This is a genomic window from Fructobacillus sp. ESL1129, from assembly GCF_058507945.1.
On the sequence record NZ_CP196668.1, the window covers coordinates 608,182 to 634,340 of the forward strand.

The window sequence follows — 26,159 nt, forward strand, 5'->3', positions numbered from 1 at the left end:
TCCGTTTAATTATTTTTGTTCACAACCGCTAATTATACCAGAAAGGGAGAATTAGCGGAAGATTGTGCGTTTTAAGAGCTGATTAAGAATTGGCGCCCGGAGCAAGAGCAAGACCAGGAGGTATACCAAGATTCCAATCAGACTTTCAACGGCTGTTGAGACAATGCCAATGCCATGTGTTGAGACAAAGGCAGTGACAACACCATACATGATGGCCGATGCCAACAAGTAGCGCCAAATACCGGTAAAGTGCGCCCAGACGGCCATGTCATGTCGGGTGACCACAAGCTGGTAGCCAATCACCGCCAATTCAGACAAAGCCGTTGCAATCGCGGCCCCGGCCACTCCCCACAAATAAATGAAGAAGAAGTTTAACAAAATGTTCAGCAAGGCGCCAAATGTCACGGACCAAGTGTAGTCATTTAAACGCTTGGTTGGGATCAAGAATTGGTTGCCAATCACGTTTGACCAGCCAATAAAGACGATGATTGGTGTCAGCAAGACCAAAGCCGTTCCCACTTCGCCCCAGGACTTTCCCAAGAACCAGAGCATGGCCGTTGGCCCCACGGCAGCAATCCCCGCTGCCAGTGGGATGGCGATGGCCGACACAAAGTCCATGGACGAATGAATGGCTTTTTTCATTTGATCGTGTTCGCCAGCGGCAAAGTGAGCCGACATCCGGGGCAGCATCACCATCCCCACCGAAGTGACCAGTGCCAGACAGACTTTAATAATCTTGTCGGCGTTATCGTAAATTCCGGACGACGCTGTTGAACCCGTGATGAAGGGCAGCATCGTTTTGTTTAGTTGCAGGTAAATCTGTGTGGCAATGGTTGGCAAGAACATGAGAAAGACCGGCTTCCAATGAATGTTCAAGTCAAGTGAAGACAGTTTTGGTAGCTTAAACTTACCAATCAGGTAGAACCACATGGACAGGTTCCCGACAACCTGCGAAATGGCCAACAGCAAAATATAAGCCCCAACGTCGTTTGGCGTCTTCACCATAATGAAAATTAACGCCGTCATCAACAGCTTAATCAACATGTTTCGCAGAACGGTCTTCTTAAAGTCTTCCAAGCCCATGAAGTACCAGGAAATGTCAAAGATTCCGGAGAAAATCACCCAAATTTGATACCAAAGAAAGAGCTGGTAATGCTCAATCCGACTGTTCATTGCCCCACCGGCATAGATAAAGACAATGTAGAGAATGATTGCAAGACCACCAGCCAAAAAATGAATGGTCTGGATTTCCCAAAATTTCTTTTGGCGAAGGGCTTCGTCCTCGTGGACATAGGCAATTTCACGTGATCCATAGGTCACGATTCCTAATGACGCAATCAACAAAAAATACGTAACCAGCGAATTTGTCCAGGAAGCAATTCCCACACCATCCTTACCAAGCACACGTGCCAAATAAGGTAAGGTAATGATGGGAACGATAATGTTTAGCAGCTGATAAGCCGCGTTGTAAAGATAGTTTTTAGCAACTTGCATGAAAATTTCACCTATTATTTTGGGTAGACAGTGCTACTTTATGACTTTTCATTAGTCGTAACAAAAATTACTTTACACCGTTTCTTTTAAAAGCGGTATCTTTTTAATCAGCAAAACCAGGAGCACAGATAGTAACCAGACGAGCACTGGCATGCCATAGAATTGTTCTGGTGAACCATTTTTAAGGAAGCCTTGTCGACTAATAGTGTCGATAAAAAAGTCATGAATGACATAGACACCGAGTGAGGCACCCGCCACGTTCTTCAATAGGCGAGCCAAGCGTGGCTTCGGTTGGAAATTAATCAACCAACGCTGGAATAAATTATAGACCGCAACGGACCAAGTGATACCAAAGATTCCCCAAATTGTGTAAACCTGATGCTGGTATTGTCCCCGTCGATCAGAGAGAACAATCGTTGCCACAATCATGATGACAACGGAAAGCAAGCCCGCAATGGTCAGCAGGTGCGTCTGACGTTTAGCCAAAGGAAAATGTTTGAGATACCAACCAATCGCAAAGAAAACGATGGAGCCTGATAACCCAATACTGAACCCACCGATGAGGGCAAAGTCGTCTTGCTGTTTCACCTGGTAGTAATAGCTAATCACCCCATTAATGATCAGGTTTAGCACAATCAGGTACTGCACGAGCGCCTTATTATCAACCGTGAAAATCTTCGTTAACAAGGGAGCCGATAAGTAGAAGCCAATGATAATGTAAAAGAACCAAAAAATTGGCTGGACGGAATTATGCATCAAGCCATTGAACAGCCGAGCATAAGTATGCCAGCTCGACCAGGGATGGTGCCATTCCTGCATGTTTTGATAGATAAACCAAACGATTGTCCAAAAAAGAAAGGGAATGGCTATCCGGTGCAGACGCTTCCTAAAAAAGGATGACGTTTCTTCTTTTAACCGGTAATCCAATAAGTTGGCACCCGAAATCATGAAGAAAACCGGCACCGCAAAGATAAAGAGAACCTGTAGCACAACCGCTTCACGCCATGGTGCATCCCCCACGTTCCAAAAAGCATAGCCAGTCGAATGAAGCATCACCACTGCGAAAGTAGCGAAAATATTCAAAACATCCATATAGTAATAGCGTTTCATGATGACATTTAATCCTAACATTTCAAATAAAAATTGTCCGATACTTGTATTTTACCCTATTTTACAAGGAAAGATTAAAAAGGAAGGCCTTCTCAGAGAGAAACCCTTCCTTTTTAAATAAATCTTTATTTTTAACGAAGATAGTACGTGTAGTCATTACCGAAGTAATAATGCTTGCCATCAATCGTTTGTTCACCCTGAACCGCACGACCGTCGATGTCTGTCCAATAAGTGTAGCCCCAGGCTTGGCGCCAACCTTCATTTTGACGAACACCGTTAATGAACCAGTAGAAAGTCCCCGTATAGAAACGGAAACCTGTAAAGAGTTGACCATCTTCATACCAGCGGTAACCACCGTTTTGTGACGAACCATCCCAAATGTAGCCCGTCCATGGCATCATGGCACCCCGATCATCGTCAGCCTTATAGGTTTGACCGTCAATGGTTTCGAGCTGCCCCTTACGAGAGTAATACGTGCCGTCATCGCCGAAGTAGTACTTCTGACCATCAATTGTCTGCCATCCTTGCACAGCACGACCATCAATGTTCGTCCAGTACGTGTAACCCCAGGCCTGACGCCAACCCTCGTTTTGGCGAACCCCGTTAATGAACCAGTAGTAAGTCCCGGCATAGTAGCGGAATCCCGTGTATAGCTGGCCATCTTCGTACCAACGGTAACCACCGTTTTGCGATGAACCATCAAAAATATAGCCAGCCCATGGCTTTAATTCGCCCTGATCATCCGTCTTATACTTCTGACCATCAATGGTTACTTCCATGTTTTTACGAACTTCGAAGGTATTATCGTCACCAAAGTAGTAACGCTTTCCGTCAATGGTTTGCCATCCTTGCACGGCCCGACCATCGCTACCCGTGTAGTAACGGTTTCCCCATGCTTCGTGCCAAGCATTTTCTGACCGAATCCCGTTTTGGAACCAGTAGTAAGTGCCTGTATAGAATTGGAAGCCAGTGTACGCACGGCCGTTTTGGAGCCAGCGCCAACCACTCATCGTGTTCACATAACCGGAAACGTTTCCTAAGTCATAGTTATTATTGTTTGTCCGGAAGTTGTTTGACTGGTTATTCGTCATTGAATCGGCAATCTTTTGACCGATTTCTTGATAAACAACGTTTGTTGGGTGAACACCATCAGGCAAAGTCGTGCTGTGGTTGGCATCATTAACGATGCCAGCATCAATCACGACAGCCCCCATGTCCTGGGCCACTTGACGTTCGGCAGCACGCAGGTCATTCAATGAATAGCCACCGTTTCCAGGCGTATCACTCGTCTTACCATTCAAATAGTTTCCCTGTGGCAAAAGAACGAAAATTCGCGCATTAGGATTGGCCATGTGCAGACGTTCAATATTACGCTTAAAAATAGCCATGACCGTGTTCAACACACGGTCGTCACCGTTGTTCACGTCATTGACACCCATCCCAATCACAATATCGGTGGCGTTTTTGAACTGGGCCAAGTTAATGGCTTCGTCCGTCATCCAATCCATATCGTTTTCAATTAAGGTACCAGAGTGGGCAGAAACGTTAATGAAAAGCTTATCCGTATCCTTAGCGGCGTAGTGATCATAAGACTGACTACCATCGTTGTAAGGATTCCAACCTGCCGTTGTTGAATCACCAAATCCCCAGAGGACACCATTCTTGGGGTTGGCAACGCCGTATTGGTTCGAATGATAAGTCACACCATCGTACTGGTGGTCACTATTAATAGCCAAGACGTGATCGTTTCCGAAGAAGTAAAGATTCCCATTGGTGTTTAACCAGCCGGTAGCGGCTTTTCCATCGGCCCCAAAGTAGAAGGTCTTGTCTTCCTGGGTTGCCCATGTGTTGGTCTGCTTCACTCCTTCAATGAACCAGTAACGGTCGGCACCGTCATCGACCAAGCCATCGACTTTTTCGGCCACACCATTTTGGTCGATGTGGTAACGAACATTTTGCCAGTCAATGTCTTGATTAACTCGCTTTGTGTAGGTATCATCATCCCCAAAATAAAACAGCTTTTGACCAATTGTCTGCCAACCTGAAACGGCATTACCATCGGACCCAAAGTAGTAGGCCTGACCTTGTGCATCGGTATACCAGCTATTCTTCTGTTGAACACCATTGACAAAGTATTGGTAGCGTTGGCCATCCTTAATTAAGCCATTCTTAACCGTTTCGTTTGTCTTGTTTTCTTGGTTAGTTGAATCGGCTGCTTGGTTCTGATCAACTGAATTGGTCGTTTGCTGGTTAGAGCCAGTGTTTTGATTATTGGATGCCTGTGTCGTTTGCTGGTCGGAGATAGCCGATTGATTGCTCGTTGCCTGCGTCGTTTGTCCCTGGTTACCAGCCTGATCAGCGTGAACTGCCGTTGTGGATAACGTCATGGTCAAAGCGACTGCTGCTGCGGAAGCAATTAGCCAGCTTTTACCACTTTTGTACATTTTAAGTCTCATTGTCTCTTCTCTTTTCAATAAAAAGTCGTCCGGAAAAAGACGACTCACCGAACTTAACGGAGGTAATACGTTCCGTCATTTCCGAAGTAGTAGGACTGTCCATCAATCGTCTGATGTCCCTGTACGGCACGACCATCGTTATCCGTGTAGTACTTGTAACCCCATGCTTCACGCCAACCAGCGTTTTGACGAACCCCGTCAATGAACCAGTAGTAAGTTCCTGTGTAGTAACGGAAACCAGTAAAGAGCTGACCGTTTTCATACCAACGGTAGCCACCGTTTTCTGCGGAGCCATCCCAAACGTATCCTTGAACCGGACGTTCGTAGAAGGTGTCATCGTTACCAAAGTTGTAAACCTTACCATCGATCACCTGGTTACCCTGTACGGCACGGCCATCGTTATCCGTGTAATAAGTGTAACCCCAGGCCTGACGCCAACCAGCGTTTTGGCGGACACCATCGATGAACCAGTAGTAGGTTCCTGTGTAGAAACGGAAACCAGTGTAGAGTTCACCATTTTCGTACCAACGGTAGCCACCGTTTTGTGAGGAACCGTCATAGATGTAGCCACTCCAGTTCGTAATCACGCCGTTTGCATCCGAGTGATACTGCTGACCGTTAACGGTAAAGGTCTGATTCTTACGAAGCGTAAAGCTGTTATCATCACCGAAGTAATAACGCTTATCACCGATTGTTTGTAGTCCTTGAACAGCACGACCATCGGCATCGGTGTAGTAAGTGTTCCCCCAAGCCTCGTGCCAAGCATTGTTCGAACGAACACCGTTTTCAAACCAGTAGAACGTGTCGGCATACCATTTGAAGCCAGTGAATAACTGACCATTTTCAAACCAGCGCCAACCATTCGAAGATTCATCAAAGAGATAACCGGACTTCTTGTCCACCGTCGCAGCCGTTGGTGTTGCCACGGCTGATTGATTGACCGTTGTTCCTGATCCGGCAGAAGCGAGCTTGGTAAAGTCCATCGAAACATCAAAGGTTCCAGAAACACCAGGAATCTTCACGTTTGATGACCACTGCCACATCCCGTATTCTGTGTTCCAGATATGGTCAGCTGATGGTTCGAAAGGATACTGGGCCATCCAAATATGCTGGTTATCCACAAAGGATGTATCCAAATTCAATTCGTTTTTATACGAAACATAGGTATAAAGGGATGGATTGGTAAAGCCACGGGACTGTAACTGGTTGTTAAAGGCCCGGGCGTTGGATGAAACAGAGGCGACTTTCGTTCCGGAAGCTTCCAAATCATCAATCAAAACATCAGATGAAGCAAAACCAAGGTTCTTGGCTGCATCGGCAAAGTAGTTTGCTTCTGCGCGAGCTTGATCTTCGTTAGCATAGCGGGAGAAATGGTAAGCGGAAACCTTCATCCCAGCTGCCCGTGCATTGGCCACCTGCGTAGCGGCAAATGGGTTGGTGTAGGTCGTGCTTTCCGTTAACTTCACGATTACCCCGGTAATTCCAAGGTCCTTCATCTTCTTAAAGTCATCAACCGTCAAATTTCCCTGGTAGGAAGCAATGTCAACGGCGTCCATCCGTGGCAAGCCAGACTGTCCAGCAGTCACTTGCTCAACATCTGCAGCTGAAACCAAATGTTGTGATTGGGCTTGTCCAGCGGCCAAACCAAAGGCCGAAACGGCCGTTAATGTTAATAGTGCGTGTTTCACATTCATTTATCTAAAATCCTTTTTACTGGTGGTAATTTTGCTTCGCATAGTCAACAACAGACACACCCTGTTGCTTGGCTTCCGAAACAATTTTTTCAATATCTGATGGGGCCCACTGATCGACCGGGAAACCAGCGTTACGCAACTGCGTTGTTGCATCGTTCACCTGATCTTGGCTTGGCGTACTTGGTTGGGCAGCACCCTGTCCACCAAAAGCCGTGTGCTTTTCACTCGAACTAGAGGAGGCAGTTGAAGACTGTGCGCTCGCACTTGATGACGAACTAGCTGAGGAACTAGCAGACGAACTCGTGGATTTCTTTGTTTTTTTACTTGAAACGACCTTTGAAGAGCTCGAAGAATCGTTGCTCTTGCTTGAATCATGGTTCGTTCCTAGTGCAAACGCACCCCAGACAACCAATCCAGCAGCTACCAATGCTGCTAAGGAAATAATGATTTTTTTCATGTGTTTCTCCAATCTTCTGTGTGTTCATTTATGACGGACTGCACCAGATTAAATACACCTTAATTTTACAGGAAATATTCGGATTTTTCATGTTTTTCAGTCGATTAGGACAAATTTTCAAATTGCTTTATATTATTTTCGGTTTACTTAGAAATTGGGTACAAAAAAAGAACAGGCCTCAACATCCTGTTCTTTATATTTGGAAAATTAATTTTTGATTTTTTAACGTGAATACAATTATCTCTTACCGAATTTCCTTCTGGCTTTACTTGCTTGTTTTTCAAAATTAATTTTATATTTTGAGGCATATCCTTGTTTTTCACTAAATATTTTAGTCGCCAACTTTACATATGATCCAAATGACTCTCTCGGGTTCGACCTATCTGTATTCCAAAGATATCTTATCTGACTCTTTTTTACCTCTGGTAATCCCATCCCCTTATCAGCACGCTGAGCAATGTGCCAGACCCTATTTTGGTCTGCTTCCTGCTTTTTCTTATTAGAATCAAAAATTTTTTGAGCAGATTGCTTTTTACGAACAAATTCCCATAAATTTGTTTTACCCAACGATAAAAGAGACCCATTAGTTCTTTTCTTTAATTGTCTTAAAATTTCATAAGTTTCTTGAGCAATTTGCGCAGAAAGCACAAATCGCTTCCCACGATAGAGAAACTTATAAATACTTTTAGGACGAAATGAAACCGTATTATTATACAGAGTGAAACCCAAGTAATCCAAACTCGTTTCTTTACCATTCAATTTTTGAACGTTATTATTAGAAACATAAATTTTTTTAGTCTTATGATCTTCAATGGTAAGATGGACCAGATTTTCACTCATTTCAACTATTTGTGATGCTAATTGAGTGAATTCATTCTTACATATATATTTTTTAGGAATTACTATGATAAAGTCATCCGAATACCTTCTGTATACTCCCCCCACCCTGCTAACTATCTGAGTAACTTCGTTGTCAAAATTAATCATATAAACATTTGCAGCTACTCCGCTAATTGGTGTCCCTTGCGGTATACCTCTTTTACTATTTCTAAAAACTAACTCTTCATTCTTTTTGATGAATTTTCCATATGATTTTAAATCAGGAAAAAAGGCGCTCTGTCCCCCACGCCGAACCAGCTTATAACCTTGAGAATAATAACATGATAAGAAATTTGCTTCGTCAATATATTCGAAGCTACATAATTTCATTATCATTTTTCTCCAAGCTAATAATTCTTCAGAACTTTTACAGGAACCAATCACCTTATTGAAATTCTGTTTCAAAACGACATGATTCAGATTATCAAAAAAACCCTTGAAATCTCCTTTAAACACCCAACTTTCTTCTTGCTGATCAATATATCGAAACATTTCATTAGCAACGGTTATATTAGATTTTCCACCAACAGTCCTATAGGCAACAGAAACATCATCAATCCCGTTATTTTTCATAAATTGATTATATCTATCATTCAAAAGCTCTGCAAAGAGTGCGTATACACCCGTATCGTGGTGGGAAACTAGTGAAATTGTTCTAGTCTTAACTTTTTTCTTTTTTCCATCAGGGTATTTTTCAATATGGTTATCATATTGTAGTACTGGTAAGTATCTGTGAGCACCTATATTATTCCATTCTTTCAAAGATAATTGAAATTTTTTAGCTTCTTCTTTTGACAGAGGAAAATCGATATGATGATAATTCTTACTTACCTTATGATAAAACACATCTTCAATCATTTTCTCTCCAAATACAAAAAGCACCAGACATACGTCAATAGCCAGTAACAGACCTCAGTATCGGTGCTATAATCCTTAGCCGAAATTACCGCCAGAAGTATAATCGGACAATTAAAAGATTTCTTGTATTAAATTTCTAGAGCATAAGCTCCGGTTACTATTAGTATAATGGTATTGACAAGGCAATTAACCTATCAATATTCATGACAACAGCAAACCGTACAACCATTATGGTATTTGTCTCACTGATAATCATATCCATCTTTATTACTCACACGAAAGGATTAATTGCATCCATGCGAGAACAGGTGTATCAATATGTCTAGAGCCTTTTACCTGGCGACTCTAGGTGAACAAATTGTACAATATTTTTTTTACTTTATCAATTCATTTTACTTTCCCACAAATTGTGACAACATGGCCGTGGCAATGCTGAAATAAATTAAAATGGATGCCCAATCACAGACCGTGGCAACCAAGGGACCGTTCACGATGGCCGGATCGACGTTGACCCGGTTCAAAAGAGCGGGTACTAAGTGAGCCAGAACGGAAGAGGCCAAGATTGAGAGGGCCAAAGACAGACCAACAGCCATGGCTAGGCTTTGGTTCCCTTGCCAGAACAAGGTGACGGCATAAAGAACAACACCACCAATAAGGGCCAAAACAATGGCTGAAATGAATTCAGACAACAGGTTCTTGAAACCTGAACGGTCGGAACCGTTTCCGAAATGACGGATAGCCAGGGCCAACGACTGGGTACCGGCGTTACCCGCAGTACCAGCAATAATGGTGATGAAAGCCGCTAGGATTGGCGCCTGACGAATGGTGTGCTCAAAGAGGCCAACCAGGACGGTTGAGGCCAAACCAAGAACCAACAAAGTCAACAACCACGGAATTCGCTTAACCGCGGAGTGCCAAGCCGAATCATCCGTATCCGAAACATCCACGGCTGCTAGGCCGGAATAATCACCAACGGCTTCTTCATCAATAACGTCAACGATGTCATCAACGGTAATGATGCCGAGCAGGTGCTTCTCGTCATCAATGACGGGTACGGAAAAGAAGTTATAATCCGCAACAACCTGGGCCACGTCTTTTTGGTCGCTATCGGCCTTAACGGAAATGACACGGGTATTGGTGATGGAATCAATGGTCATGTCGTCCGGATGTGTTAGCAAATCACGCAGTGACACCACCCCAATCAACCGGTGTTCTTCGTCAACAACATACACGTAAATGATTGATTCGGCCTCTTCGGCCTGCTTCTTAACCTGAATCAAAACATCCTTGACTTTTTCGGACTTTTTAACGGCCAAATACTCCGTGGCCATCAAGGCCCCGGCCGTTTCATCGTCGTAGTTGATGAGCTGCTTGACTTCCTTCACTTCGTCCGCTGGCATCAAGGCTAAGTAATTGGCCACCTTACGGGCTGGCATGGCCTGCAACAAGTCGGCTTCGTTATCGGCAAACATGGCAACGAGAATATCCGCACCCTTTTGTGCGGGCATCTCTTCCAGAAGCTCCACGATTTCTTCTGGATCCACTTCCAAATTATCAAAAACCGTTGCCAGCGTTTCATCATCCATAATGCGCCAAGCGACTTCACGAATGTTTTCGGGCATGGCGGCATAAACCTGCCCCTTTTCAAAGTCGTGCAAGTTCGTAAAGCGATTCATGAATTCGTCATCTTGACCGGAATTGATTAAATTCACTAAATCATGAACCGTTTCCTTTAATTGCTGGTCATTATCTTGTTCCATCGTTTCGTTGTTCCTTTCAAGGTTGCCCTTCTCGCAACCTTTCCACTCATTTCTTTTTTATCTCGAAGAATCAATCTTCGACTCCCTTTAACGCCACCAAGTCCTCCGGCAGATCAGTCTGCAGGTGCCTTGTTTCTTCGGCAAAAGGATCATAGAAAGCCATCTGATAAGCATGTAAAGCTTGGCGCTTCAAGCCGTACCAGAGCGGCCCCCCGTAAAGATCATCGCCCACCAAGGGGAAACCAATGTGCTTGAAATGCACACGAATCTGGTGTGTTCGTCCGGTATGCAGCTGGACTTTAACACGGGTCATGGGATGCTCGGGGTCTTTTTCGTAGCGCTGCTCCACCCAGTATTCCGTCTTCGATGGTTTGCCGTCCTCGGTTACCGTTCGCTTAATAAAGTCACCCTCGAGACGACCGATTGGTGCCTCGATGATACCATGGTCATCTGGCAAAATTCCCGAGACATAGGCCGTGTAAAACTTTTCAACCGAATGGTCTTGGAGCTGCTGGTCCAAGACTGCATGGGCAAAGCGGTGCTTAGCCAGTAAGACGATACCCGAGGTATCCCGATCCAAACGAGTGACAACGTGTGGCACCAAATCCTCTGCTTCCTCGTCAATGAGGTGGCCTTTGACTTTGTTAACCAAAGTATGCAATCGGTCGGCGTGCCCCGGTACGGTGGTCACCCCGTAGGGCTTATCCACGGCTAAAAAGTGGTCGTCTTCATAAATCACCTGGATGGGGTCAAAGTCTGGCACCACCAGATCGTTGCCCTGTTCTACCGGCATGATGATGGTGGCAACATCCCCCTTCTTAATATAATCGGACGTGTAGACCTGCTTGTCGTTTACTAAGATGGCGCCGCCGTTGTGTTTCATCTGTGAAAACATGCGGTGGGAAACACCATGACTTTGGAGAAAAGAACGAACCTTACGGTCCTCATCCCCTTCATAGGTCCAAGAAAATTTCATGCTTTGCTACTCGACCAGCCGGATTAGCGGCACTGGCCCTTCCTTTCAAAAATTAATGGTACGGCGATTGGGCAGCTAGCCATCACTCGTCCAAAGCGTTGTCGGCAATGAAGGCTTCCTGCACCCGGCACCAAAAGTCCAAATGGCGGTAGGAAGCAAAGTGAATCATCGTTTCGGCCACTTCGAAGGTAACCGAAACCACGTCTTCTGCCAGAATTTCTAATTGGTCGCAGGTAATCAAGAACGACTGGTGCTTTGGCTTCACGGTAATTGTCTGACCAGTCGGCACGATGAGGGGTGACCCCAAGGTACGAAAGACCCGGTTATTGATTGAAGCAATTTCTGACATCTGAATGGCTTTGATGGAGGGGTGCAAAACCGCCCCGCCGTTCGCCTTGTTGTAGGCTGTGGAACCTGTCGGTGTCGCAATGGCCACGCCGTCGCCTCGAAAGCCCTCAAACAAATGATCGCCCAGGTAAATATCGGCCACTAGCGTGCCAATCGGCTGCTTAATCGTGGCTTCGTTCAAAGCCAAGTACTCCGTCTGACGGCCATCCGCTTGGGTCGTTGTCATCTTTAACAGGGGGTACGAAACCCGTTCCCCGGAGTCCTTCACCAAGGAAGCCACGAGTTCTCTCACCTCACTCCCGAGCCAATCGGTATAAAAGCCAAGATGCCCCGTGTGCAGCCCCACAAAACGAAGGTCGGGATTGACCCCAATGTATTCATGAAAGGCACCCAAGAGCGTCCCGTCTCCCCCAACTGTAATCACGAGGTCAGGGTGGGCATCATCGCGTTCGATGCCTTGCTGGGCCAACTCTTTTTTCAATTCTTTCACAATTTTTAATGACCGCTGTTGGTCGTTGTGATAGAGTGCGACTTTCATAGAACTTCTTTCTTTGATATGAATCAACGGTGGAAAACCCCATTAATCCATTTCTTTAATTTCGGATAATTCCTGTTCAAGAGCAAAGGTTTGCTCAGAAATGTCAGCCAGTTTCGCGGCCATTTCGGGTTTAATCTCACCATGCTTATAGTTCAAATCATGTTCAATCGTCGCCCAAAAATTCATGGCCATCGTTCGAATCTGAATCTCGGCCAGCACCTTGGTTTCCCCAGAATACAGTGAAACGGGGTACTCAATCACCATGTGGTAAGAACGGTAACCGGATGGTTTTGCGTTCATCACGTAGTCACGTTCTTCCAAGATGGTAAAGTCGGTGCGCTTCCGGAGTAATTCGACGACCTTATAGATGTCATCAATGTACTTCGTCATGATGCGCAAACCGGCAATATCTTGCAAGTCCAAGGCCAACCGATCCTCGTGCAGGTGCCGACGCACGATTTTTTCTTCAATGGAGGCCTGCGACTTGACACGGCCGGTGACGGACTCAACGGGACGTGTACCGCTTTTTACTTGGCCAGTCGTCAAATAATCGAGCTTGACTTTTAACTCGGCTACCGCCTGTTCATAAGGCTCAAAAAACTTCTCCCATTCCACGAATCGGCCTCCTTCTCTCCTTTTGGCAAAATAAAGCCACAATACTTTTATATTTTACCATATCTTTTCATTAACTAGGCTAAGACAGAAAAAGAGTAGCCAACTGGCTACTCTTTTGGGCTCATAAAAGAGCCAATCATTCGTTTTAAACTTTATTTTGCCAACGAAGCGGCACCGATAACACCGGCATCGTTTCCAAGTTCAGCCAACTTAACACGTGTTGACGTCCGAACCGTTGGGAAGGCAAAGACCGACCAGTTCTTCTCGACACGTTCGCGCAAGAATTCACCGGCAGCGGCCACCCCACCACCAATGACAATGGCGGATGGATTCAAGATGTTTGAAATCGTTGCAGCGGCATAACCTAGGTAGTAAGCCAACTTGTCAACCGTTTCGTTTGCCAAGAAGTCGCCTTCCTTAGCCAAGTCAAAGATAATCTTTGAGGTTACTTCGTCCCCGTTATCGATCATCTTCTTCAAACGGGATTCACCAACGTATTGTTCGGCAAAATCCTGAGCCAAGTGGACAACCCCAGTTGCGGAAGCATATTGCTCCAAGCAACCGTGGTTACCACAAGTACACAAGTAACCGTTTGGTTCAACAATGATGTGGCCAACTTCACCACCGGCACCGGCAACGCCGTGAATCAATTCATTGTTTGCAACCAAACCACCACCAACACCCGTTCCAAGCGTGATGAAGGAAACGTCGGCGTCGTTGTTACCGGCACCCTTCCAGGCTTCCCCGAGGGCAGCAACGTTCGCATCGTTATCAATGGTCAATTCGAAACCAGTTCCTGCTTGGATTGGTTCCTTAACGGCTTCTTCTTTCGCCCAACCAAGGTTATAGGCACCCTTAACCGTTCCGTTCACACGGTCAACCGTTCCAGGAGTACCCATTCCAATTCCAATGATGCGTTCGCGATCCAATTGGTACAAGTTCAAGTGATGATTGATTGAATCGATGATGTCCGGCACGATGTACTTACCATCGCCCAAAATGTTCGTTTGGATTGACCACTTCTGTTGGACCTCACCTTGGTCAGTCAAAATTGCAAACTTGATAGTCGTTCCACCAAGGTCAACACCAATTAATTTATCTTTTGTCATGATGATCGTTAGCCCCACCGGCCAAGGCAAGTTGGGGTTCGCCTCCTATATTCATTAATTACAACTTTATTTTAACAAAGGACGGGAAAGCTTTGCAAGCGTTTACAAAAACTTTCTGACGGGGCTTTACCCTCGTACGCCCTGCTCAGAAAGGGTTGTCTTCAAGCCCTCTTTGGCATCAAAACCAGTGGCGTTCGTGCTGCGAGCCAACTCGTCCTTGTGTTCCTTCGCCAAAATAATCTTCATTGTTTGATAATCCGCTGTGGACAACACCTTGGCTTTGTATAAATTATCCACTTCGAGTGCCGCCACTTCGATATCCCAAAGTCGTTTCCCGACATGGATGTAGACATCGTAGCGCTTTAAATACTGCAAAATATCGTAGAAATTCTTCACCGCTTGCTCCTTTTGTTCTGCAAAACACGAGCTTCTTTCGATACGTTTCGGCTATTATAGGCGCATTTCAGCAAAAGTGCAACACCGTTGACTAGTCCAACGTGAGGACAAGATTGGCTGATAGCGAAACAATTCGCCCCGGCAAAACCTGGTAATCCGGGTACTCATCCTGCAGGGCCTGACGATAGAGATTTAACTGACCACGGTAATTTCGTTGTAAGCGCCGAATGGCCTGCTTTTGTCGGTCGCCGGCACGCTTGGGGACGAAATCAGTTTTGTAATCGAAAAGAGTAATTGTTTTCTGACTTTCATCGATAAAATACCCATCGATAATTCCATGAACCAAAATCGGCTGCTCATCCTGCAAATTTGGGTAAACCTTTTTTGCCGGAATGACCATCGCAAAGGCCGCCTCACGCTTTAGACTCTTTTGGTGGCGTGCAATCGTCTGGGCAAAGTCCGATCGTGTAAAGTCGATGATTTGACTCAAATTCACGAGCGGTGCGACTTCAGCTGCGATTTTCCCGCTCGCCACCAACTGTGCCAACAGCTTTTCTAAGTCCGCTTCTTCCAGCCACTGGTTAAAGTCCAAAAGCTGCAACATCAAGTGCGTGGCCGTTCCGACCGCCGTTGGTGACGGCTTGACTTTGCCATCAGACATGAAAGCAGGCATTGGCAATTCCTGCTTCAACAAGTTCTGGCTCTGTTTCGTTTCATCGCTTTTTTCGTCAACAGGTTGTTTAGCTAAAGCATCGTTTGCGGACATGGCCAGCCCCTCTTCATCCAGATAAAGATCGGTTAAGTAGGGGCGGTCGGGGTCTTCAAAGAGCTGCTTAATTTCTGATACCGATTGGTAAGCGGCCGTCTGGGTCGCCTGCTCGTATGGATAACGATAACTCAATTTTTCAACCAGGAGCGCCTGGTCGATAGGCTGTTCAGCGGCCGATTCATGCGGCTCTTCTTGTCGGTTCATTTGAGCAGCAGGGCTTACCAAGCCATTCTTATTTGGCAGCGTTTCTTCCGGCACATAGCGGACTTGGACTTGGCCCTTGCGGTTCGTCTCTGCTCCTAGCCACTGACGCTCGCGACTTTTGTCCGCTAAGAACAGGACATCCAAATCGGCATTTTCCAAACGGGCAAAGGATTGCAAGGTCCAGTCCAGATAGGACTGGGCAGTCAACCGGTCGGCTGCTGGCAGGAATTGTGCAGTTGATTGTAACGCGTTTTGATACAATCTCTGCTCTCTCGTTGCCTTGTCCTGCAAGGGATCGATTCGGCCAATCAAATAAAGCTGTTGCTTAGCACGGGTAAGGGCCACGTAGTATAACCGCATTTCTTCTGACCAGGCCTGCTTTTTCAAGGCCTGCTTTACGGCATACTTACCAATCGTTGGTATTTTAACCTGGGCGTTTTCTTCCAGGTAGTTCAGACCAATTCCCGCATCCTTATGCAGGATAAAATCACCCGAACTGTCCATTTTATTAAAGGGCTTATCCAAATCTGGTAGTAAGACAATTGGAAATTCCAAGCCCTTAGACTTGTGAATGGTCATCAAGGATACCGCCGATTGCGATGATTCCTGCGCCACTTCACCAACGTCGCCACCGGAATTCTGCACTTCTTCGATGTAGCGCGTAAAAGCGAAGAGTCCAGATTGACCGTTTTCTTGAAAAGTCGCCGCTCGCTGGTACAGGGCGTGGAGGTTTGCTTGCCGCTGTGGACCACCGGGTAGTCCCGCGACGTAATCGAGCCAACCCGTGTCTTGATAAATCGCCCAGATGAGGCCGACCAAATCATTTTGGCGAGCAAAAATCCGCCAGTTCGCCAGTTGTTCTAAGACTTTAGCGGCTTTGCTTTTTTCCTTGGCGACCGCTTGAAGTGCGCTGTAAAAATCGTGCCGTTCGTCGGCCAGACGAATCTCGGCGAGCTCGTTTTCCTTAAAGCTGAAAATGGGCGAACGCAGGACTGCTGCCAAGGGAATATCTTGGTGCGGGTTGTCAATCACCCGTAAGAGATCCAGCACCAAATACACTTCCATCGTCTGGTAATAGTTACCGACGGATTCGGATTGAACGGGAATGCCAGCCTCCTTGGCTAATCGAAGCAAATCAGGATAAGTCGTTTTCGAACGGGTCAAAATCGCAATGTCACCATAATTAACGGGACGCATCACGCCCTGTTTTTGATCGTAGACCTGCCCCTCACGCACCAAGTTCTGCACCCGCTGCAAGAGGTAGGTCAACGTCTTTTCACGGGTATCGCGGTCGTCCTCTTCGGATTCATCCTCGTCATCATTGGCCGCTTCAGATCGTTTCACCTTCGGTAGTGCCAATAAATCGAGGTTGAAAATAGCCGGCACCTCTTCTGGAAAGGCCGCCTTGGCAACTAACTTAGCCGACCCTTGGTAGGCCACATCCCCCAACTCCTCATCCATAATCTGAGTGAAGATCTGGTTGATGACCTCGGTCACGTTATTTTCGGAACGAAAGTTATCAGCCAACTCAATTCGTTCGTCCTCGTTATCGACTTTGGCAAAGGCTTCGTACTTACCAGCAAAAAGCTGTGGTGCCGCTTGCCGGAAACCGTAAATGGACTGCTTAATATCACCGACCATGTACATGTTTTGGCCGTTCGACATGTCCTTTAAGAAGGCTTCCTGCAGGCGGTTAACATCCTGGTACTCGTCCACCATAACTTCGGCAAACTGCGACTGCACGAGCCGCTGAATGTCCTTGTCCTGCAAAATCTGACGAGCCAGCACGACCAAATCTGAAAAATGGAGGACGTTTTCAGCCGTCTTTGCTTCTTTTAATGCCGACAAATAATCCTTGGTTAGCGCGACCAAATCCGTTATGATGCGCTGCCCACGGGCGTTAACCGTTTGCCACTGCGCTTCGCTGAGACGGAAAAAGCCGTCCGCCATACTTTGCAAAGGGGCCGTCTTACCGGAAAAGTGCCGGTCCTTATAGGCGAGGGCCAACTCGAGTTGCGCTGCCTTTTCAGGACCATTTTCGTCCTTTTCCAACATCTTTGCGGTGTACCTGCTAGGAAATTTGTCTGTGAAATCCTGCTGGATTGCCGCTCGTAAATCCTCATAAGGGGCGTCATTGTCCAACAAAGTCAACAAGTTCTTCAAATAGACTTCCCGCTCCAAAAGGGCGGTCGCGGCCTGTTGGAACTTTTTCTCATCGCCTTCTCCTTCGACAGCGGAAAGCGCTTCCGGTAACTCCGTCAGCGCCCCAACGACGGCTGGCCGAACCTGATCGGTTAAATAGCTTTGATAAGCTTGCTGTTGATTGAGGGGCTGATTTTCATCCGCACCCGCCGCAAGGGAGTCCAGCCAGTTATCCTCTTTGGGCCGTGCAGCGTCAAAGTCAGCCAGCTTTAAAATGATGTCTTTCAACTTTTGATCGCGCGAAACGGAAGCAAAGTTGTTAACAGCCGCCATGAGTGCTAAGTGATCAGGATGCTTGTCATCGTATAGTTCGTCAAAAAGCGAATCTAAAACCTGCTGTTTAAAGAGCGTCACCTCCGCGTTATCGGCAACCAAGCGAAAGGCCGGATCCAAATCAATCGTATAGTAATAGGATTCGATAAGCTTCAAAGCAAACCCATCAATGGTGGTCACCGCTGCCGTGGGCAACAAGGCCAACTGTTCCTGCAGGTAGGCACGCATCGTTGCGTCATCCGTATCCTGTAAACGGGCGGTCAGCGCCTTTTCCAACCGTTCCTTCATTTCACCAGCCGCCGCCCTGGTAAAAGTCACGATAAGAAACTGGTCAACGGCAGTCCCAGCCATAATTCGCTGAATCAGCCGTTCAATTAGGACGGTCGTCTTTCCCGAACCTGCCGAAGCAGAAACCAGAATATTATGTCCCTGATGTGTGATGGCTTTCTTCTGATTGTCTGTAAATTCAGGCATCGGTCTTTCCTCCCCTTTGCTGTTCTGGTTTCTGCTGCCCCTCGTCGGTCAAACCATCCGATGGAGCCATCGCTTCGTTTTCTTGCCGGAGTCGTTCCAGAATCTGTTTCTTCCCGCCCGTGTAATCCGGCTCTTGGTAGCGGTCCCCTAGGGCCCGGTCAAAGCGCATCACGTCTTGGTATGGTGAATACTGCAAACTTTGTTGGACCGGCGAAAGAGCGAAATGACCGGTGGCAATTTTGCTAGCCGCCGCTAAGATCAACCGCTGATTATGGGCCATCAATAACTCAAGGTCGCCCTTGTCAATGGTGTCCGATGCAGCCGTAAGCTGACCGTCTTTTTTGCGCGCCAAATTGTAGGCGGTTGACTTATCAGAGGCCTCCAGTCGGTCCAAGTCGTCTAAGTACTCGTCATCAGCCAGGGCCAAGCCGGCTAGCTGTTGCTTTTGAGCAGGCAACTGCCCCGCCAAGAGCTCAGCAACGGCCCCATGGAAATCAGCAAAGTTAATCTTTTGCTGGTTGATGGGGGCAAAGAACGCGCCCCCCACTTGTCCGTTTTCTGCCAAGCCCATTTTTTTGGCGTTTTCGTTAACTGCTTGCCAATAGGTTAACAGTTGCAATTCCAAGCCATTGGCAGCATCACGGTAATCAAACTTCTTACCGTTCAACTTATAGTCGACAATCGTTCCAAAGTCACCCGAATCCTCTTGACAATCGAAGCGATCGACTTTTCCACGAAGATGAACCGCAGCTGGCCCATGACCAACCGTCACCATTGGTAGGTCCGATCCTGGAAAGCCGAAGGGCGCCTCCACACGCGTTGGTCGGGATTGGTTGTTGAGGCGGGCAACGTCACGTAATTGTTGCAAGACCTTGACGGCTCGTTCCTTCATGAAGCGCGCCTGACTTTGTCCCTGGCCTTCTTCGGTTAATTCTGAAAAGGCCACTTCCGCCGTCAAGGCATCGAGGCTGGCCTCAACTTGTCGTTCAATACTGCCATCATCCAAATCAGCCAGACGGCCGTTTTGTTGGATGACCTGGTCCACCGCTTTTTCAAACAACGCGTGGTAAACCGTCCCTTCAATTCGAGCATCGATTTCAACCGTTGGCTTCTCCTTCAAACGAAGGCCATAACGTAAGAAGTATTCGTAGGGATTTCGGTAAAAGGATTCCACTTGTGAAATCGACAAGACGAGCGGTCCATGAAAAAGGCGCTTGGCCATCTCAATGGTCAACCTTTCCGGCTGGTTGGCATAATGACGACTGGCCAAGACGCGGTCAGCCTGTTCTTGAAAGCCTGCGTCATTAAGCGCCTGTCGAATCTGGGCAAAATCAACCCCCTCTTGTTCAATTTCTGGTAACTTCACTAACTGTGACAAAGTCGCTTGAGCAGTACCAGCGTAGCGGGTCGCCAGCTCCGCCTCGTTCTTCGCTGAAGCGGCCACCGGTTCAATCTCCTGGTCAAAGGCATTGGTTAACCTGGTCAGGTATGGAGAGGCTTCGTTCACGTTCCCGTCTTGGTCAAGTAAGGGATAGGAAATGGTCACGCCGTCACTCGCCGCTTGCAGGGCGTTGTAAAAGACTAGGTTTTCTGTCCCCATTTGTTGCTTCGCCGTTTCTTGCAAGTAGCGTGGTTCCTCTTGTTCAGCCAAAGCAGGTTGGACAAGTAGCCGGTCCTGGTCAGAAAGCAGCGACTTATTGTTAACTTGCGCCGGCAGCGCGGAGCGGGTTGCCCCAATAAAGTACAGCTTTTTGTACTGCTGACTCTGAACAATCCCCGCTTCCGAAATGGTCAACTGGTCCAATTGGTTGGGAATGCCTGAAAAAGTTCCCCCAGCAAAGCCGGCCTGCAGTCCCTGCAAGAAAGTTTGTCGAGAAAAAGGCCGTTCGCCGGCAACTTGAACTAATTGGTCCAAAATGTTCACAAATAATTGCCAGACTTCTTCCACCTGTTGTGACTTAATCAGTTGATCAGCAGCAACCAACTGGTCACGCTGGTTTAACACGGCTTCTGGCAGCCGTCGTTCTTGCAAAAAGTCCATCAACCGGCGGGCAGCTGCTTCAATATTTTCAGCGCCTTCGAACCGTTCCGCCAATTCATCAAGGAGCTGGTGGACAAAGACTTTTAACCGACTGATGTTCTGGTTCACTTGATCATCTTGACGCTGAGCCGCCGACTCCTCATCAACTGGCAGGTCAAAGAGCACGAAGCCCTTCGAATCATCCTGCCAAAGTCGCTTCGATACCCGGTGACCGTCGAGGTAATTTTCCAACTGTGCCACCATCTCAAAATAGGGTTCATCGTCCATCAGCTGGCCGTTAACTATCGGCCGCAGGTAGCCGGTTTTCAAGATGGTCAAAATCTTATCTTTCTGATAGAGCCTACCTGGATTGTCTAACAGTGTGGTCGTTAGTTCGACGAGGGGATGGTTCCCCATCTTCACGTCGTTATCCAAAAAGTAAGCGAGGTCAAAGTCCGCCATCACGGCTGGCAAATGCTGACTGTAAGGCCCCAAATCCCGGGCCAAAACCAAAATGTCACGCAGGTGCAATCCCGGATTTAACCGTAAATCTTCCCGAATTCGACGTGCGACTTCTTCCAGTTCGGTTACGGCGTTCGCCGCAACAAAGGCCTTTAACTGGGTGTTCCGCTGCTCATCGGCATTGGCTTCATAGGGCTGGTAAGCGCCTAATTTTTCCCAGGCACGCAGCAAATGCGTCCGGGTGTTCGGCTGCACGCTTGCGTCCCCTTCATCCAGAACAGTAATTTGAAGCTCTTTTTTGCTAGTTTTTGCGAGCTTTTGAATCGTCCGGGCGGTTTCCAATGGCTTTTCAAAGACGGAACCCGCACTCAGACTTTTTAACGGATCCTGAGCATCTACATCCCCCAGCAAAGCTACATGCACTTCGGCTTTGTCCACCAACAACTTCACCACCGACCACTCGGCCGCCGTAAAACCGGTGAAGCCGTCAAAGTAGAAAACCGCGTCGGACAAATCAGCGTCAGCCATTTGGACCACAAAATATGGCAGCACTTCCTGAGCCAACAGATATTGCCCATCGATGCGACTGTTAAAGTCATCGGCCACAACCGACAAATCGCGCAACTTCTGCTGCAAGGCGTTGGCCGTGAGTGCCTGCTGCTCCGAGGACGTGTCCAGTTGATTTACGATATTCAACAGGTCTTCGGGTGTTACCCTGGATGCCCTCAGTTCCGTTAGCTGAGCCACTAATTTTTCGACAAAGCCCTTCTTGGCTGCCATCCGGGCAAAAATCGGTAAGGATGCCTTCTCTTCTGCTAAAATTTCTGAAATCATGACAAAAAGCCCAGCCGCCCCAATGATTGGTGGTTGGGTCAAGCCCTCGTCTTCTAGCAGACGCCAAGCCAAACGCGACAACGAATAAACCTGAACCTGCGATTGGGCATAGGAAGCTGTCTTCGCTAAGCCATTCTCTCTGGCCAACCGTGACAACACATCCACTTCACCGTCAAACTTGACGTGGTTGGGAACAAGATAAAAAATTCGACGTTTTTCGCCTTTTTGTATTGATTTTTTAATCTCCTTAACAAAGTGGGCCCGGCTGTCCACTTGCCCAGGTGCGATGTTGATAGTCACGGTCATGTTATCACCCTTTACCTGCTTACTCTTGTCTAGTTAGTTTCATTGTGGCGAATTTATAATTGAAGTGCAAGACTTTTAATCAATAAAAAAAGCCCGGTCATTAACCGGGCTTTCGATTTGGTCAACGACGATCATTCAACCGCTGTTGCATCAAGTATTGGTAACGGGAATACCAAACATCCACATATCCTTTTGAAAAAGGCCCCTTTTCATGGTCAATCCAATCGACCAAAATTTTAACGTGGGCCTTCAAGATTTGGTCTACCTCTTTAGGGTAGTGCCATTTCTTACTGTGGGTCGCGTATTCATCCGCGTCCAGCAGGTGCTTCTCGCCGTCTGGAAAGACTTTGACGTCCAAGTCATAATCAATGTACTTGAGCGCCTCTTTATCTAATGTGTAGGGAGAAGCCAGATTGCAGTAGTAGGAAACCCCGTTATCGCGAATCATCGCAATAATATTAAACCAGTACTTTTTATGAAAGTACACAATGGCCGGTTCGCGGGTCACCCAACGCCGGCCGTTATCTTCTGTCACCAAAGTATGGTCATTTAATCCAATGATGGCATTCTCACTGGTCTTTAACACCATGGTGTCACGCCATGTCCGATGCAACGAGCCGTCATGCTTGTAGCTTTTGATCGTGATGACATCCCCTTCGCGTGGCCCGCGACTCGGTTTATCAACAATCATGCTCGTCCCACTTTTCTGACAAAAAATTCCTTTCCGATTATATCATATTTTAAAAATATTTCGATTAAAGTTTATGAAAGTCGCTCCGACTCGCTAGTTAAGGGTGAACCATGGATTAGACTGATGATGCGCTAAGGTTGGTAAGAGCTAATCCTCAAACGCCATGTTTTCTAGCACTTCCTCGATTGTTTCACCCGAAAAACCCTTACTATATAACTTGGCTTTCACCTTGTAGTAACGTTCTTTGGCCGTGCCAGTCCGTTGGCGGCGCAGGACTTTTTCAGCTTCACGGCTAGCGTTGGCTCGTTCATCCTCGTCATCTTGGGATAGGTCAATCTGATGAATGGCCTGGCTGGCAATGTCAAAAGAAAACCCCTTTTGCACGAGCGCCTGGGCGGTTTTTTGTTGCCGAATGCGGTTCGAATCTCGTTTATGACTCTTTGCTATTTTTTCCGCCATTTTAACCGCAACGGCCAACTGATCTTCCTCGGCGTAGTTGAGCAAAGCTTCTTCGATTAACGCATCCGCTACCCCAGCCCGCTTTAACTCCATGGCGATAACACGGGGCCCTTTTGGCGAAAAAAGCTGCTTTGTGTTCACGTAGGCCTTGGCATAAGTTCCGTCGTCTAAGAGCTGCTGATTGACGAGGTAAGCAATCACTTGATCGATGACCGTTTCTTTGATGTCCTTACTCTTCAGACGTTCGGCCACCTGCTTTTTGGTTCGCAACGCTGGTGATAGATAGTTGAGCGCGACTTTTAACCCTTGATCCACTAAATCCGCCGCCTTGATACGCTCAACTTCTTCTTGGCTCAGTTCCCGCCCCTTCATCAGGCCAAACTTCGCCAAGACGTTTTCCGAAATACCAAAGGCAAAACGACCATCTAATTCCAGATTGTAACGACCGGCTCTTTTTTGAGTCGAAATTTTCGTAATTTTTGCCATGCCTTTATTGTAGCGGAGTGAGGCCAAAAGGAAAAGTCACACACTATCCGTTCATTCTAAATTGTTATATTAAATTAGACTAGTTAACAATGACTCTAATTAAGCAATATCGTTCTCTAAAAATACGCTATAATACCATTATTAATCAAAATGAAGTGAGGAACTACACCATGCCAATCAATCCAGCAGTCGCTCAAGATGTCTGGAAAGATATTGGACAAAGCGTCCAATTTACTGTCTTGAAATTCAAAGATTTGCCCGCCGAAGAATTAAAGGAAGTGTTTGAAGCCTTCGCTGATCGTTCTCAAGCCATCATCCGCTCGTTGCGGATTCGCGATGGTCAAAACGATGGCACCCCCTCCCAATTGAAGGTTGCCATTGGCGTTTCTAACCATGCTTGGGATATCTTGTTCCCGAACACGACGAAGCCAAAGGAATTGGAAACCTACGAGACTTTAAAAGGGCCAAAGTATGAAATGCCGGCAACTGAAGGCGACCTTTTCTTCCACATTCGCGCCAATAACCAGGCTATCATCGTCGAATGCCAAACGCAATTCATGAAGTTCTTGAAGGAATACACCGAGGTTTTGGATTCGACCCAAGGTTTCCGTTACTTCGAGGGACGGGCCATTATCGGCTTTATCGATGGAACAGAAGCACCGGCCGCTGAAGATGCCGCACCGTACGCCATCATTGGTGACGAAGACCCTGATTATGAAAACGGTTCTTACGCCTTTGCACAGAAGTGGCGTCACGACATGGACTTCTGGAACAAGATGAAGACTGAACACCAAGAAAAAGCCGTTGGACGTGAGAAGTTCACCGACTTGGAATTGGAAGACGAAGATAAGTATCAAAACGCCCACAACGTGGCCTCCCAATATGATGAAAACGGCGAAGAACAAAAGATTATTCGCATGAACGTTCCCTACTCTGACCCTGCCACTGGTGTTACGGGAACCTACTTCATGGGGTATTCCCGCTACTGGCACGTGACGAAGGGCATGCTGATCAACATGCTGGACCAATCGGACTTTTTGTTGACTTTTTCAGACATTTTAACTGGTCAACTCTTCTTCATCCCATCACGCGAAACGCTCGCACAAATCGCAGATGGCGAGTTTAACTAAAGTCAATTCAAACCATTCAAAAACCGTTCTCCGAAACTTACTCTGGAGAACGGCTTTTTATTTATTTTGTGAAATCAATAACCATGCGGCCTTCAATTTTACCGGCCTTCATTTCATCAATGATATCGTTGACTTCTTCAAGACGGCGAGTGGCCACAATTGGCTTCACTTTACCCTCCGCCCCAAATTGAAAGGCTTCCGCCAAATCCAGTCGCGTCCCAACCAATGAACCGGCTACTTCAATCCCATCAAACACTAAGGAAGGAATCGATAGGTTCATTTCTGAATTAGGTAAGGCCACGGCGACCATCTTACCCATTGGTTTCAAGCACTGAACGGCCTGTTCAAAGGCAATTCGAGCCACGGCAGTCACAATCGAGCTTTGGGCCCCCAATCCGCCAGTTGCCTTCTTAATTTCGGCTACTGGATCGACCTGCTTGGAATTAATGGTAATATCAGCCCCAATTTTCTTCGCTAAGGCCAACTTATCGTCATTAATGTCCACCACAATGACTTTGGCGTTAAAAACGTTTTTAGCGTACTGAATGGCCAGGTTACCTAATCCACCTGCGCCAAAAATAACCTGCCATTCACCCGGCTGAACGCCCGAGACTTTAATAGCCTTATAAGTCGTGACACCTGCACAAGTGATCGAACTAGCTTCAACGGGATCTAAGCCCTCTGGCACCTTGACAGCATAGTCGGCCGTGACAATGGCCTGTTCAGCCATTCCGCCGTCAACCGTGTACCCAGCGTTCTTTACCTCACGACAAAAGGTTTCGTTTCCGGAAACACAGTACTCACAGTGCCCACATCCTTCAAAGAACCAAGCAACTGAAACCCGATCCCCCACCTTAAGCGAAGTCACATCCTGACCGATTTCCTTGACGATACCGATGCCTTCATGGCCTAAAACGGTTCCTGCCTTATTACCATAATCACCAGCTGCCACGTGTAAGTCGGTATGACAGACACCACAGTACTCCATGTCTAACAACGCTTCATTTGCCTTAATCGGACGGAGTGTCTTCTCCACAATATCGGCATAACCATCTGGGGTGTTTCGTACAACTGCTGCTTTCATAAGCTGCCTCCTGTTATATTGATTGTTTATTATTTCACATAATCATTTTACCATATCTTTCATCAAAAAAAGCTA

Annotated in this window: 17 protein-coding genes and 1 pseudogene; 1 reads left to right on the forward strand and 17 read right to left on the reverse strand. The window is 46.9% G+C overall.

Annotated elements, in window-relative coordinates; translation table 11 throughout:
• Positions 1–51: 51 nt before the first annotated feature.
• The 16 genes and pseudogenes from ACSYSL_RS02865 to recX all read right to left on the reverse strand — a co-directional run bounded on the left by ACSYSL_RS02865 (position 52) and on the right by recX (position 23,870).
• Positions 52–1,494: a flippase gene (locus ACSYSL_RS02865; protein ID WP_491709013.1), complete on the reverse strand. Its 1,443-nt coding sequence runs from the start codon at positions 1,492–1,494 to the stop codon at positions 52–54.
• A 72-nt stretch (positions 1,495–1,566) separates the two neighbouring features.
• Complete coding sequence (locus ACSYSL_RS02870; protein ID WP_491709014.1) at positions 1,567–2,625, reverse strand: acyltransferase; 1,059 nt, start codon at positions 2,623–2,625, stop codon at positions 1,567–1,569.
• A gap of 110 nt (positions 2,626–2,735) precedes the next feature.
• Positions 2,736–5,060 carry a GDSL-type esterase/lipase family protein gene (locus ACSYSL_RS02875; RefSeq protein WP_491709015.1) on the reverse strand — a complete coding sequence of 775 codons (2,325 nt, stop codon included), beginning with the start codon at positions 5,058–5,060 and terminating at the stop codon, positions 2,736–2,738.
• 53 nt (positions 5,061–5,113) lie between these two features.
• Positions 5,114–6,754: a GH25 family lysozyme gene (locus ACSYSL_RS02880; RefSeq protein ID WP_491709016.1), complete on the reverse strand. Its 1,641-nt coding sequence runs from the start codon at positions 6,752–6,754 to the stop codon at positions 5,114–5,116.
• A gap of 16 nt (positions 6,755–6,770) precedes the next feature.
• Positions 6,771–7,211: a hypothetical protein gene (locus ACSYSL_RS02885; protein ID WP_338342039.1), complete on the reverse strand. Its 441-nt coding sequence runs from the start codon at positions 7,209–7,211 to the stop codon at positions 6,771–6,773.
• Positions 7,212–7,448: 237 nt separating this feature from the next.
• Positions 7,449–8,948 (reverse strand): reverse transcriptase/maturase family protein, encoded by a 1,500-nt coding sequence (locus ACSYSL_RS02890; RefSeq protein WP_491709017.1) that lies wholly within the window; start codon positions 8,946–8,948, stop codon positions 7,449–7,451.
• Between the two features lie 392 nt (positions 8,949–9,340).
• Complete coding sequence (gene mgtE, locus ACSYSL_RS02895) at positions 9,341–10,708, reverse strand: magnesium transporter (RefSeq protein ID WP_491709018.1); 1,368 nt, start codon at positions 10,706–10,708, stop codon at positions 9,341–9,343.
• Between the two features lie 70 nt (positions 10,709–10,778).
• Positions 10,779–11,684 carry an RluA family pseudouridine synthase gene (locus tag ACSYSL_RS02900; protein ID WP_010017839.1) on the reverse strand — a complete coding sequence of 302 codons (906 nt, stop codon included), beginning with the start codon at positions 11,682–11,684 and terminating at the stop codon, positions 10,779–10,781.
• A gap of 82 nt (positions 11,685–11,766) precedes the next feature.
• Complete coding sequence (locus tag ACSYSL_RS02905; protein ID WP_491709019.1) at positions 11,767–12,570, reverse strand: NAD kinase; 804 nt, start codon at positions 12,568–12,570, stop codon at positions 11,767–11,769.
• Positions 12,571–12,612: 42 nt separating this feature from the next.
• Positions 12,613–13,185, reverse strand: a complete 573-nt coding sequence (locus ACSYSL_RS02910; protein WP_187753419.1) for a RelA/SpoT-related domain-containing protein — start codon at positions 13,183–13,185, stop codon at positions 12,613–12,615.
• 152 nt (positions 13,186–13,337) lie between these two features.
• The gene (locus ACSYSL_RS02915) at positions 13,338–14,294 is read right to left on the reverse strand and encodes an ROK family glucokinase (RefSeq protein WP_029489969.1); all 957 of its coding nucleotides are present in this window, start codon (positions 14,292–14,294) and stop codon (positions 13,338–13,340) included.
• 207 nt (positions 14,295–14,501) lie between these two features.
• Positions 14,502–14,690: pseudogene (locus tag ACSYSL_RS02920) on the reverse strand (YqgQ family protein); the annotation flags it as partial.
• 91 nt (positions 14,691–14,781) lie between these two features.
• On the reverse strand, positions 14,782–18,612 hold the full coding sequence (gene addA / locus ACSYSL_RS02925; RefSeq protein ID WP_491709020.1) for a helicase-exonuclease AddAB subunit AddA: 3,831 nt from the start codon (positions 18,610–18,612) through the stop codon (positions 14,782–14,784).
• On the reverse strand, positions 18,605–22,234 hold the full coding sequence (locus tag ACSYSL_RS02930; RefSeq protein ID WP_491709021.1) for a PD-(D/E)XK nuclease family protein: 3,630 nt from the start codon (positions 22,232–22,234) through the stop codon (positions 18,605–18,607). The genes addA and ACSYSL_RS02930 overlap by 8 nt, the downstream gene beginning before the upstream one ends.
• 121 nt (positions 22,235–22,355) lie before the next feature.
• Complete coding sequence (gene ntdP, locus ACSYSL_RS02935) at positions 22,356–22,925, reverse strand: nucleoside tri-diphosphate phosphatase (protein WP_010017830.1); 570 nt, start codon at positions 22,923–22,925, stop codon at positions 22,356–22,358.
• A gap of 147 nt (positions 22,926–23,072) precedes the next feature.
• Complete coding sequence (gene recX, locus ACSYSL_RS02940; RefSeq protein WP_248657084.1) at positions 23,073–23,870, reverse strand: recombination regulator RecX; 798 nt, start codon at positions 23,868–23,870, stop codon at positions 23,073–23,075.
• A gap of 170 nt (positions 23,871–24,040) precedes the next feature.
• On the opposite strand from recX, the gene ACSYSL_RS02945 reads away from it, so the two are divergent.
• A complete protein-coding gene (locus tag ACSYSL_RS02945) occupies positions 24,041–25,000 on the forward strand; it encodes a Dyp-type peroxidase (protein ID WP_491709022.1) in 960 nt (319 codons plus the stop codon).
• A gap of 61 nt (positions 25,001–25,061) precedes the next feature.
• On the opposite strand, the gene adhP is transcribed toward ACSYSL_RS02945, so the two are convergent.
• Positions 25,062–26,084 (reverse strand): alcohol dehydrogenase AdhP, encoded by a 1,023-nt coding sequence (adhP, locus tag ACSYSL_RS02950; RefSeq protein WP_491709023.1) that lies wholly within the window; start codon positions 26,082–26,084, stop codon positions 25,062–25,064.
• Positions 26,085–26,159 lie beyond the last annotated feature (75 nt).